9 protein-coding genes and 1 pseudogene are annotated in these 12,390 nt (G+C 71.5%); all 10 read right to left on the bottom strand.

Translation table 11 applies throughout. The features are described from left to right. Positions 1 to 823: pseudogene (locus ACXAHD_RS28000) on the bottom strand (hypothetical protein); the annotation flags it as partial. Further along, the gene (locus ACXAHD_RS28005; RefSeq protein ID WP_289212318.1) at positions 820 to 1,722 is read right to left on the bottom strand and encodes a sulfotransferase domain-containing protein; all 903 of its coding nucleotides are present in this window, start codon (positions 1,720 to 1,722) and stop codon (positions 820 to 822) included. The gene ACXAHD_RS28005 and the pseudogene ACXAHD_RS28000, both read right to left, overlap by 4 nt. 7 nt (positions 1,723 to 1,729) lie before the next feature. After that, positions 1,730 to 3,229 carry a lipopolysaccharide biosynthesis protein gene (locus ACXAHD_RS28010; protein ID WP_475054362.1) on the bottom strand — a complete coding sequence of 500 codons (1,500 nt, stop codon included), beginning with the start codon at positions 3,227 to 3,229 and terminating at the stop codon, positions 1,730 to 1,732. Then, positions 3,226 to 4,470 carry an O-antigen ligase family protein gene (locus tag ACXAHD_RS28015; RefSeq protein ID WP_281555467.1) on the bottom strand — a complete coding sequence of 415 codons (1,245 nt, stop codon included), beginning with the start codon at positions 4,468 to 4,470 and terminating at the stop codon, positions 3,226 to 3,228. Before ACXAHD_RS28015 ends, ACXAHD_RS28010 begins: the two co-directional genes overlap by 4 nt. Before the next feature lie 46 nt (positions 4,471 to 4,516). After that, complete coding sequence (locus tag ACXAHD_RS28020) at positions 4,517 to 6,217, bottom strand: lipopolysaccharide biosynthesis protein (protein WP_281553599.1); 1,701 nt, start codon at positions 6,215 to 6,217, stop codon at positions 4,517 to 4,519. Next, positions 6,210 to 6,758: an acyltransferase gene (locus tag ACXAHD_RS28025; protein WP_281553598.1), complete on the bottom strand. Its 549-nt coding sequence runs from the start codon at positions 6,756 to 6,758 to the stop codon at positions 6,210 to 6,212. The genes ACXAHD_RS28020 and ACXAHD_RS28025 overlap by 8 nt, the downstream gene beginning before the upstream one ends. 111 nt (positions 6,759 to 6,869) lie before the next feature. Then, positions 6,870 to 8,807 (bottom strand): hypothetical protein, encoded by a 1,938-nt coding sequence (locus ACXAHD_RS28030; protein ID WP_475054366.1) that lies wholly within the window; start codon positions 8,805 to 8,807, stop codon positions 6,870 to 6,872. Positions 8,808 to 8,988: 181 nt separating this feature from the next. Further along, entirely contained in the window at positions 8,989 to 10,713 is a 1,725-nt protein-coding gene (locus ACXAHD_RS28035; RefSeq protein ID WP_475054365.1) for a glycoside hydrolase family 26 protein, read from the bottom strand. Positions 10,714 to 10,834: 121 nt separating this feature from the next. Further along, positions 10,835 to 11,464: an RdgB/HAM1 family non-canonical purine NTP pyrophosphatase gene (gene rdgB, locus ACXAHD_RS28040; protein WP_281553596.1), complete on the bottom strand. Its 630-nt coding sequence runs from the start codon at positions 11,462 to 11,464 to the stop codon at positions 10,835 to 10,837. After that, positions 11,461 to 12,189, bottom strand: a complete 729-nt coding sequence (gene rph / locus ACXAHD_RS28045) for a ribonuclease PH (RefSeq protein ID WP_281553595.1) — start codon at positions 12,187 to 12,189, stop codon at positions 11,461 to 11,463. Before rph ends, rdgB begins: the two co-directional genes overlap by 4 nt. Positions 12,190 to 12,390: the final 201 nt, after the last annotated feature.

The following is a 12,390-nucleotide window of genomic DNA, read 5'->3' on the forward strand; positions in this document are numbered from 1 at the left end:
AGGCCGAGCCGGCCAGCGGCTGCGGCGCGGCCGGCGCACCACCCCGCCGGGCGACCGCCAGCACCGCCGCGACCTGCGGCGGCTCGCCCAACCCGACCCCCCGCACGTCGGCGGGCAGCGGCTCGACGACGGTGACCGCCTGACCGGACCACTCGCCTGCGGCCAGCAACCTCGGCACCACCGGATGCTCGCCCACCCCCGCGACCGGCGCCACCGCCGCCAACGCGGCGGCCTCGGCACGAACCAGTTCCCGGGTGGCGTCGTTCCAACCGATCTTGGCGTAGCCGCGTGGCCGGCCGGCCGCGTCGAACAACTGCACCGTCGGCTTGTGGTTCGGGTCCGGCGGACGGACCCCGATCGCCGCGTACCAGCGGGCCCCGCCGGAGTGCGCCGCCAGATGGTCGACCAGCGTCAGCTGCCCGGCCGGCTCCGGCCCGGCTGGCCCGGCCGGCGGAACACCGGCCGACCCGGTGCCGCCCGGTGCCGACACGGTCAGCACCGCCGGCCGGGTCACCTGCAGCACCCCGGTCCGGGCCGCCAGACCGAGCAACGCCCGGGGCAGTCGCACCCGCAGCGGGCGCAGCGCGTTGTACGCCCAGACCGAGGCGGCGGTCACCCGACGCGGTCCCAACGGCAACAGGAACCGGGCCCGGGCCGGTGACGGCACCACCGCGTACCGGGCCAGCAGCCGGTCGGCCGGATCCAGCGCCGGCTGCGACGCCCCGGCCGGCAGCAGCGTCAGCCGGACCCGTTCGTCCGGGAAGACCGCCCGGGTGACCCAGCCGAGACCATCGTCGCGGCGACGTGGGTCGGTGCCGGTCATCGCGGCGCCCCGGCCCAGTCCAGCCGCAGCCCCAGCCGCTGCGCCAGCGCATCGTTGTGCGGCTGGTAGTAGGCGGTCAGCTCGGCACGCAGCGCGTCGTCCATCGGCGCCGACCGGCGGTCGTTGTACACCTTGAACGTCGGCAGCTCATGCCCGGGCAGGCCCAGGAAATCGAGCGTACGCAAGTAGGCCGACCGGGTGTCGCGGTAGAACTCCTCGCTGGTCAGGAAGAGGAACTGGGCGCGGTCGAACCGGTCCAGCCAGGGCTCGAGATGCTCCAGGTAGCGCCCACGCGCCCGGTAGGTGTACCAGTCGTACGGCTCGGAGAAGAAGTTCGGATCGGCGATCAGCCGGTCACGCTCACCGGCGGTCCGCTCCGGCTCGCTCGCCAACGCCTGCGGGAAATCCAGCGGCTCCTTGCCCTCGGTCCGCCGCTCCTTCCAGTGCGAGTACGCCCGCTCGACCGGATCGCGCAGCAGCACGATCAGCCGTACCTGGGGCAGCAGTTGCTGGACCCGCTCGGCGGCCGTCGGGTGGAACATGTACAGCGGAGCGGCCTCACCGGCGCGCACCGGGCCGCCGTACCGGGCGGCCAGCGCGGCGCGCTGGCGATCCGTGGGAAAGTGCGACCGGTACCACGCCTCCCCCCGCGACCAGTGCTCCTCGAAGTAGTGGGTGGCCTTGGTGTTCCAGGCCGGGAACAGCCGGGGCACCAGCGGATGCTGGATCAGGTAGTTCCACAGCGACGTGGTGCCGCCGCGCTTCGTGCCGATGATCAGGAAGTCCGGGAGCGGGCGACGGTGACTGGTACGTACTCCGTAGAGCACCATCGACTCGCGTACCCGGTCGGTCACCTGGGTCGGTACCGCCTGCTTGATACGATCCCTGATGGACGTCAAAGCCTTCTCACCCACCTTTCTGTCTGACGCTGCGCCACACCCGGCGCCGCACACCCGGCAGCGCCGACATTACGATCACGACCGCGCCGACCAGGGCCAACGCGGTTCCGAGGCCGGCCACGTCCCGGCCGGCCGCGACGACCGCGACCACGCTGACCGCCCCGACACCGGCCAGCGTCGCCGCCGCCGCCACCGACACCGACCGGTCCACCAGTGGTTGCCCGACCACCAGCCGGGCGGCGGTCGCCGCGATCAGGTTCTCCAGCACGATCCCGGCGGCCCAGGCCACCGCCACGCCGAGCACCCCGTGCCGGGGCACCAGCCAGAACGCCAACGACACCGTCGCCGTCAGATTCACCAGCGTGGCCACCAGGTGCAGGCCGCTGTGGCCGCTCATCAGCAGCAACGTCTGCACGTTGCCGACCGCGATGTTCACCAGCATCGCGACGGCCAGCACCGTCATCGCCGTGGCACCAGCGGCGAACTCCGGTCCGAAGATGCTCAGGAAGCCCGGTGCGAAGACCGCCAGCAGCAGATAGACCGGCCAGGAGAGCACGATCGCCCAGCTGGTGGTCTGCCGGTGCACCGCTGCCGCCTCGGCCGGCCGGTCCGCGCCGAGCAGCCGGGACAGCTGCGGCGCGACCGCGACCCGCAGGCCCTGCAGGGCGAGCTGACCGGCCAGGATGTACCGACCGACCGCGCCGAAGATGCCCGCCTCGGCCTGCCCGGCCAGCGCCACCGCCAACAGCACCCCGATCCACATGCTGCCGGCGTCGATGGCGGCCGAGCCGGCCCTCGGCAGCGCGAACCGCCAGAAGCCACGCCAGTCCGCCGACCCGGCCCGCAGCCGGGCGCCGCGCCCCAGACCGAGCGGTCCGGCGACCAGACCGGCGCAGACCAGCAGGGCCGCCAGCGCCGGCACCAGCCAGCCGGCCAGCCCGAGCAGCACCGCGCCGCTGGCCAGCGCGGCGAGGCCGACCAGCACCGGCCGGCCGATCGGCAGCAGGAAGAACTGCACGGCCACGTAGCCGCCGATCGGTCGGACCCCGCGTACGGCCGCGAGCATCAGACCGGTGGCGACGAGCATCGGCAACCCGACCGCGCAGAGCTGAACCAGGCGTACGGCGTCCGTGCTCGCCCGGTCGAACAGGCCGATCGCGAGCTGCGGGGCGACCAGCAGGCCGACGACGGCCACCACGATGGCGAACACCAGCGGCGGCAGCAACGCCACCGGCAGCATCCGGGCGGCGTCCCCGGTGGCGCCGGTACGGCGCCGGGGCAACGCCCAGAGCAGCCCCGTCTCGGCCCCCAGGGTGCAGACCGCGGTGGCCACGGTGAGCAGTCCGACGGCGGCGAAGAACGCGCCCGCACCGGTCGGCCCGTAGCCGCGGGTGATGACCACCGCGAGGACGAAGCCGAACAGCCCGCTGACCGCCGCGCCGGCCAGGCCGATGGCACCGCTGCGGGCGCTGCGCCGGGTCTCCCGCTGATCGGTTTCGGCGGTCACCGTACGGCCCCGACCAGGCGCTGCGGAACTGGACGCTGACTGGGCGGGCGGCCCGGACGTTCCCGGTCGACGAGCACCAACGCCACCCCGGCGACGTAGAAGATCGCAGTCAGGTTCTGGTTGACCAGGCCGTAGAAGGGCAGTTGGACCAGGCCGATCAGCGGCACGACGGAGAGCCACTGCGCGGCCGCCGTCCGGGCCGGCCAGCAGCGGAGCCCGACGATCACGAACCAACCGATGAAGCAGACCAACGCCGGAACACCGTGGCTGAACAGCACCGCCCACAGTTGACCCTGGGTGCCGATCGGCGCGTCGGCGGTGACCGTGTCGACCTGCACCGGTGCGCCGAAACCGAGCACCGGTGACCGCTGGACCCAGCGCAGCACCTCCAGGTAGAGCGACAGCCGGTCGGTGTTGGTGTCGCTGACACTCACCCGGCGCTCGATCAGCTCGCCGATTGGAATGAACAGGGTGACCAGCCCGCCGGCGGCCAGCATCCCGAGCATGGACGCCAACGCCTTGACGTTGCCCCGGGCCGCGGCCCGCAGGCCGAGCACGGCCAGCCCCACGCCGAGGCTGAGGAACATGCCCCGGTTGAGGGTCAGGAACGCTGGCGGCAGTGACAACGGCAGGGCGACCAGCAGGACCGTCCGGGCCGGACCCCGGGCACCGAGCAGCAGGCAGGCCACCACCGCCGGCAGGGTGATGGCAAATGTGCTGCCGAACGTGTTGGTGTAGGCGAACGGGGCCGCCGGCCGGAAGATCGGATCGGTCGAGCGGGCGCTGTACTCGGTCGCCTGGGCGTGCACCATGTCCCGGATGAACGGGTTGCCGGACAACCCACCCGGTAGCACCAGTTCGAACGGGGTGACCATGCCGAACCGGGGCATCAGCAGGCCGAGCCAGCCGAGCAGCACCAGGGCGACGAAGAACGCGCACAGCGGGCCGAGCACCACCGTCAACGCGTCCCGCTCCCTCGCCATCGTGTACACGTAGCAGCAGACGACGATCGCGGTGACGTAGAACAACAACCGGAAGGTGAAGGTGAGCAGCGCGCCGACGTCGGCCAGCTGGGTGGCGCTGACCACCACGAGGGCCAGGAAGGCCAGCCAGAGCCCGGCGCCGGCGGGCAACGGGATCTGCCCCCGGACGAACATGACGATCAGCAGCAGCGAGCCGAGCACCGGCCAGCCGAAGTAGAACAGCCCGCAGAGCCACCAGACCGGCACCAGGCCGAACATCAGCCACAGCGGCCAGATCGGCAGCGCTGGGGGGTGCCGGGCCTGGTCAACCACGGCCGCTGCCGGTGAGCACGAAGCCGAGCGGCTCGGCCCCGGCGGCACGCAGCCGGTCGGTCAACCGGCGCAGGTCGGCCAGCCGGGTACGGTCCCGCTCGACCACGACGATCGCGGTGCCGGCCCGTGCCTCCCGCACGCCACGCTCGTCCGACTCGGCCGGTGGGGCGTTGAACAGCACGATCTCCCCGTCGCGCGGCGCCTGGGCGTACAGGCCGATCCGGACCATGCCGGCCCCGACGGTGAGCGCGTCCGCCGGCAGAGTACGCACCGGGATGGTGGCCACCACCGGGCCGCCGTCACCGGTCGGGCGATCGCCGGCCGCGGCCCGGTCCCCGCCCGACGGCCGTGCCTGCCCGGTACCCGGGGTCGGCCGGGGCGACGGTCGCCGGGCGGGACCGGCCGGGGCGTCCGCCGTGTCGGTCACCCGGGGCAGGATCACCGTATGGTCCTGGTCGACGTTGGGCAGGGAGAAGATCAGGGTGCTCTCCGGGTCGCCGCTGTCGCCGGAGCGCTGCTCCGCAGCACCCGGCGGGGTCGGTGCCCCACCGCCCGGCTGCGCCGGAACGAACGGCCCGGACGGCACCCGGCGCCGGTCGGCGAGCAGCGCGTCGCGCAGCGCGGTCACCCGGTGGCTGTCGTCGCCGATGTAGACGTCCCGCCCGTCGGCGGCGAGCGCAACGGCGAGGCTCGCTGTCATCGGGGTGGTGTCCTCCCGGTTGCGCGACGAGATCACCACCACCGGGGTTCGGACCGCTTGGCGGAGCTGTTCGGCGATGGCCATGCCGACGTACCGGACGTCGGCATCGACGGTACGCGCGTCGACCCGCAACCCGCGGCGGCGTACGGTGCCCAGCAGCGGCAGCCCGGCGACTTCGCTGGCCTCCGCCTCGCTGCGGATCCGCCGGTCCACCGACTCCCGCAGGTAGGTCAGCAGCACCCCGAGCACTGCGCCGACCAGCAGGCCGGCCAGCAGGTACAGGATCCCGGGCGGACCGTCGGTGGACAGCTGCTGCTGGGCGCTCTGGGTGATCCAGCCGGGCGTGACGTCGATCGCCGCGATCTCGGTACGGGCTGCGTTGAGCTCGGTCAACTGATTGCTCAGCGAGCCGAACTCGGCCAGCGCGGCGTCGGCCGCCGGGGTACTGTTCGCGTTGGCGACCCGCCGCTGCGCCGCGTCCTGCTGCTCGGCCACCTTGACGATGCTCTCGTCGTAGGAGGCCAGCATGTCGGTCCGCTGCCGCTCGTACATCTCCTGGCGGACCTGCAGGTAGGTAGCGGCCGCCAGGTTCACGGTGTCGACGGCGTCGTCGACCGTGCCGGTCGAGTAGGTGAACCGTAGGATCTGGCCGCCGGTGGGGACCTCGATCTCCAGCGCCCGGCGGACCTCCACGACGTCGGAAGACCGGGCCTCGGCGATCCGGGAGAGCACCTCGGTGCTGGCCGCGATGCCACTCTCGACGTTCATGTTGACCGAACGGTCGGCACCGGCCCCAGGGTAGGTGAAGGCGTCGGTGACCACCGGCCGGACCGCGACGACCGCGGTGGCTGAGGCGGCGGGTGGGGCCACCACCAGGTAGCCGATCGCCAACAGCAGACCGGTGACGGCACCCGCGACAACCGTCATCCACCGCAGACTCGGGATCCGCAGCAGGTCGGTGAGGGTCACGGTCCGGGCTGGCTGATCACTCATCGAACTTCTTCACAATCTGCTGCGGATTGCCGATCACGACGACCCGGTCAGGTACGTCGACGCGAACCACCGTGCCGGCGCCGACGACGCTGTCGTGGCCGATCCGGACGCCCTTCATCACCAGGACGTGCGCCCCGATCCAGACGTTGTCCCCGACGACAACCGGTGCCCGGGTCGCCGGGCCGGGCGGCGCGTGCCGCAGCTGCGGCGGAAGATTGTGGAAATCGTTGTCCATCAGTTCGCAGTCGGACAACAGACAGCGGTCGCCGACCTCGACGGTGGTCCAACTGCCGATCCAGGTGGCGTTGAGCAGGCAGTCGGCACCGACTGTGACCTCACCCGTGCCGGCGAAGCGGACCAGCTTGTTGAGTCGGGTCCGGTCGCCGATCGTCACCCGTACCCCTCGGCGCAGCCGGACCCGGCCCCGGATCTCGACGTCCCGGCCGAGCCGCAGCCGGGGATAGCGCAGCTGGTAGTAGGCCCGCTTTACGGCGAACAACACCCGCAGCAACGCGCCATGCCGACGTGTGCTCGACCCCACCGGTCCGCCTCCCCTGTGCAACGATGCCTCACCCTACAAATGGCCGGTGGGCCGGCAGCAGGGATGCTGCCGCCGACCCACCTCGCTTACCGGGGGCGCTATGCCGCCCGGTCACTCCACCGCGAAGAACATCGACCGGTTGGTCCAGTCGAACGCCGGGTCGGGCTCGGCCAGCACGGTCACCGAGGTGCCGGCCACCGCGACGTCGGCGGTCGGGTCGAACGGCACCGACCGCAGTCGCCCGTCGGACGAACCGAACACGATGGCGCCGGCCACCCAGGCCATGCCACGGACCGAGCTCCAGGTGACGCCATCAGTCGGTACGGTGAACTCGGTGGCGCCGAGGTAGTTGCCGTCGAGTTCGAAGTACCGGTAGAACAGCTGGTTGTTGCCGCTGCCGGAGCGGGTGTAGTAGAGCCGGCCGTCCAGGTAGAACGCGGCGTTCAGCGACAACGCATCAAACCAGGAGTTGTAGCCTGAGCTCTCCCACGGACCGCCGACGCTGCTGCCGTTGAACATCGAGATGTCCAGCCGACTGCCGGTGTCGGTACCGGCGACCGGGCGGGCCCAGTAGATCCGGTCGTGCACTCGCCACACCGCGCCCGCGTCGACCAGGTTCGGCTGGTTGGTGACGGTCGCTGTGCCAAGCGTTGCGCCGTCAAACGGCACCTTGGCCAGGTCGCCGTTGGCGGCCGGCAGGTAGAGGTAGCCGGTGCCGCCGGTCGGCGGGTTGCGCGGCACGACGGTCCGTCCACCCGCGTCGGGGAACATCCCCAGCCGGCCGTGGTACTCGTTGCCCATGCCGTCGGAGTTGTGGCCGAAGTAGAGGCCGTCCGAGCCGAACCAGAGCACCGGCACCGCAGAACCCCAGCTGCTCGCGCCGGACGGCAGCGCCGATCCGCCGCTGCGCCGCGGGTTCCAGTTGACGGGCATCCCGGTCGCCACGGTCACCGCGCCGATGCCGAGCCGGTCGATCGCGCCGTCACCGGCGTTGTCGCTGCGGTTCGGGTTGTTCAGCCAGCGGAAATGCCCGCCGGTGTAGGCGATGCCGTCGCGGACCACCACCGAGGTGATTGTGTCGTTGCCGGTGAAGTTGAGCCAGGTGGCGTCGAGGCCGCTGCCCCGCGTGGCGGTCTCGTAGCGGGCCAGCACGTCGCAGTACGCGGTCGGCCAGCCCGCTCCCCCGTTGGTACCGACGACGAAGTAGCTGCTGTCGTCGCCGAAGCTGATGTCCTGCACGTAGTGGGTGAAGGTACGCCAGGAGCAGCTCGGGGCGAACCGGTGGTTGCTGTCCCAGTCGACCAGGGTCGGGGTACCGGTCAGGTCGACCATCGCGATCTGCTCCCGGGTCAGTCCTTCGACCTCTCGGAAGTTGCCGCCGAAGACCAGCGTGTCGCCGTCGGGTGCGACGTCGAGCGTCCACACGTACGGCGGCACGTCGTGCCGGCCCACCGCGATGTCGACGTCGAAGGTCGGATCGATCGCGCCGGTATCCACGTCCAGCCGAGCGAGCCCGGCGTGCTGGGTGCCGTTGACCCAGTTGAACGCACCGCCGATGTAGAGCCAGTCGCCGCTGACCTCCATGTCGCGGACGACGCCACCGTCGGAGCGGCCCTCCCAGGACGGCACCGTGGTACCGGTCGCCGGGTCGAGGGCGACCAGGTTGCGGCGGGACTCACCGTTGACGTTGCGGAAGACCCCGCCGACGATCAGCTCACCGGCCGGAGTGACCTCGAGGGTGTTCACCGCACCGTCCAGGTCGGGCTGGAACCCGGCGACCAGCGCGCCGGTGGACCGCTGGTAGGCGAACAGGTACGGCCGGGCCTCCCAGGTCGCCGAGCTGGTCGGCCGGACCTCGGTGAAGGTGCCACCGACGAAGATCACGCCGCCGATCTCGGCGAACGCCCGGGTCTCACCGTTGCGGGCGTGTGGAGTGTGGTCCGCCGGATTGGTCGAGACCAGAGCGGCCGGAGCCGGGGTGGGGACGACGGCGGCGCCCGCAGCCGTCGCATCGATGATCAGTGTTAGCACTGCGGCGGTCGCGACCAGGGACAACGCCCACGGACGACGGCCGCTGGACAGACGCCAGCCAGGCTGGGATTGGTTCACGCTTCCCTCCAGATGGGAAATTGTCTCAGACAGCGTGCGCCAACCCCAGCCGGGTCAGACATCCACCGATCGGACGGCGACCAATCGGGTTTCTACCAGGATCGCTGAGCGTCCTACCAGGTCAGCTCCGACCCGGCAGCGGCTGCCGGAAGTAGGAGTCCTTGCCGGCCTTGGTGAATCCGGCCAGCGCGGACGGGTTGTGGTTCATCGTCATGTTGCAGGTGGCCGATGTGGTCGTCGATCCGGCGGAGTTGAAGTAGATCACCGCCTTGATCTTCGGATGCGCCTTGATCGCCGCCGGGAACTGCTCGAACCACCGCTGCTTGGCCGCCGGGTCGTCCGGGTGGAAGTTGCTGCCGAACTCGGCCAGCATCCGGGGTTTGCCCACTCCGATGCGGTGCTCGTCCAGCCAGCGGTAGAACCCGCCGACCGTGGTGTGCGGATCCTTCCAGGTCTTGCCGCCGTTGCAGGCGTAGAAGTTGTACGGGTCATAGCCGACCCAGTCCACATAGGCATCGCCCGGGTAGAGGCCGGCGTACCGGTCGTAATGCCCCGACCAGCCCATCATCACCCACACCCACACCGCGTTGTCCGCGCCGGCCTTCGCGAAGCGTTGGTGCACGTGCCGCCAGGCCCGGACGAAGTCGGCGTCGCTGCCCTTCACCGGCTCGTCCTCCGGCTCGTGGTCGAAGCCCATGAACACCGGCACCCCGATCGCCTTGATCCGGCCGGCCACGTCGTCGATCACCGAGTCGTACCGGCCGCTGTAGACATCCCGCCAGCTCAACGTGGTGCCGGAGGAGAAGATTCGGGACTCCCAGGCGAAGAACATGAGCCGGCCGCCACGCATCTGCTCCTGCTCGAACTTGTCGGGGAACGCCCCGTTGCTGCCGGCGTTCGAGAAGTCGTGATAGCGGTGCACGATGTCGAACTTGCGCCCGACCTGAGTCTCCACCTCGGCGACCGCACCCCCATGGTTCCAGCCCTTCGCGGCGCTGGTTGGCGAGTACATCCCCCACCAGGCACCGCAGGCGGGCACCAGCAGGTCCGAAACCGAGCCGCAGCCGGCGCCGGGGGCCGGCGGGCTGGCCGACGCGCTGGGCGCGACGGTCGGCGACGCGGACGCCGACGCGGACGCCGACGGGGCAGCCGTGGTCGGCACCGGCGCGCTAGGCGGCGCGGACGGGGTGGGTGCCGCGGCCGGTGGCGGGCTGCTGGGCGCTTCCGCCGCCGGCTCGTAGCTGATCATCAGGCGGGGCCGGATCGACTGGTCGCGGTACTCGACCGACGGCCAGTAGACGCGTTGGTTCAGCCCGGTCTGGCGCAGCGCGAACGTGTAGGTGCCGTTGCCGGCGACCTGCGCGGACACGTCCCACTCGTTGTAGCCCTTGCGGACCGTCGGCAGCGTCGCGAGCGCCCGGTCGACGGTACGGGCGACCCCGTCCGCCCCGGCCAGCGACGGCCGCGGCTGACGGGCGTCAACTGCGGTCCGGTACGCGGTGACCCGCGCGTCCAGGTCCTGCCAGGAGTACAGCTGCAGACGGACCCGCAGATTGCGAACGGTCTTCGGCAGTTGGTCGACGGTGAACTCGACGATCGCGTCCCGGGCCCCCCGCGGGTTGCGCTCGCAGAGCGCGGGACAGGTGGCCAATGTGCTCTTCGCCCCGTTGTCACCGTCCTGCGGCACGTCGGTAGCGGTGGTGTCGGCGGTGGCCGACACGGTGACCTCGTCGTCGGCGAGCAACGGCAGGGCGGTGACCACCATGCCGGCCAGCAGCGCGGCGCTGACGCCGCCGACGATCAACCGGCGACGGCCGGACCCGGTACGCGCGATGGCATCGCTCAATCTGTGTCTACTCAAGAAAACAGCCCCCCTGTGGCACGAGCTTGCCGCGCGAGCCTAACGGGGGTGAGCTCAGATATACGCCGAGTAACCGGAGATCTAAGCACTAATTAATTTACCGGCGTCATCCGAGGGTCTTCGCGACGACCTTCGCCATCAACCGAAATGCCTTGCCACGATGGCTGATCGCGTCCTTCTCAGCCGGGCTGAGCTCGGCGTTCGTCCGTTCCTGGCCGTCACCGAGGAAGATCGGGTCGTAACCGAAGCCGCCGTCGCCGCGACCGGCGCGCAACAGCCGGCCGGACTGGCGTCCCTCGACCAGGTGTTCCTTGCCGCCGGGCAGCACCAGAGCCGCCGCGCAGACGAACGACGCCGCCCGGTGCTCGTCCGGCACGTCGGCGAGCTGAGCCAGCACCAGATTCAGGTTGGCGAGGTCGTCGCCGTGCCGGCCGGACCACCGGGCGCTGAACACTCCGGGCGTCCCGCCCAGCGCGTCGACGGCCAGACCGGAGTCGTCGGCGACTGTCGGTAACCCGGTGTACCGGCATCCTTCCCTGGCTTTGAGCAGTGCGTTCTCACCGAAGGTGAGGCCGGACTCGGGCACCTCCGGGTAGGCCTCCAGGTCGGCCAGCCCGACCAGTTCGACCCGGTGGGCGCCGAGCGAGGTGTCCAGGATCCGCTGCAGCTCGGCCAGCTTCTTGCCGTTGCGGGTGGCGAGCAGCAGCCGGGTACGCCCGGCCGGTGCCGCGCTCACCGGTCCAGCACCTTACGCTGCGCGGCGGTCAGCTCGGCGCAGCCGGCGACCGCCAGGTCGAGCATGGCGTCGAGCTGGTCCCGGCCGAACACCGCCGCCTCGCCGGTGCCCTGCACCTCGACGAAGTCCCCGTCGCCGGTGCAGACCACGTTCATGTCCACGTCGGCCGCGACGTCCTCCAGGTAGCACAGGTCCAGCCGCGGCTCGCCGTCTATCACGCCGACGCTGACCGCCGCGATCGAGCGCCGCATCACCCGGTCCGGCTTGCCGCTGAGCGCCTTGCGGTCGGCCAGCCAGTTGACCGCGTCGTTCAGCGCGACGTAGCCGCCGGTGATCGCGGCGGTCCGGGTTCCGCCGTCGGCCTGCAGCACGTCGCAGTCCAGCACGATCGAGTTCTCCCCGAGCGCCTTCAGGTCGACGGCGGCGCGCAGGCTGCGGCCGATCAGCCGGGAGATCTCGTGGGTCCGGCCGCCCAGCCGGCCCTTGACGCTCTCGCGGTCCGACCGCGTGGTGGTCGCGCGCGGCAGCATGGCGTACTCGGCTGTCACCCAGCCCAGTCCGGAGCCCTTCCGCCAGCGGGGCACCCCCTCGGTGACGCTCGCGGTGCAGAGCACCTTGGTCTGCCCGAACTCGACCAGCACCGACCCTTCCGGGTGCATGCTCCAGTTGCGGGTCAGGGTCACCGGTCGTAGCTGAGCGTGGGTGCGTCCGTCGGGTCGTGCCATGCGCAGAGCCTATGTGCCGCGCCGCCGCGGGCCCCGTCCGGGTCACACCGGACCGGTCAGGCGGCGACCGGCAGGCGGGCCACGACGCCGGGTGCGTCCAGCACGGCGCGGTAGTGCTCGATCAACTCGTCGCCGATCGCCGCCCAGGTGCGGCCGGCGACCGCGGCCCGCGCGGCCCGGCCGTACCGGGCCCGCCGGGCC

The organism is Micromonospora sp. ABR4_055, from assembly GCF_056160425.1.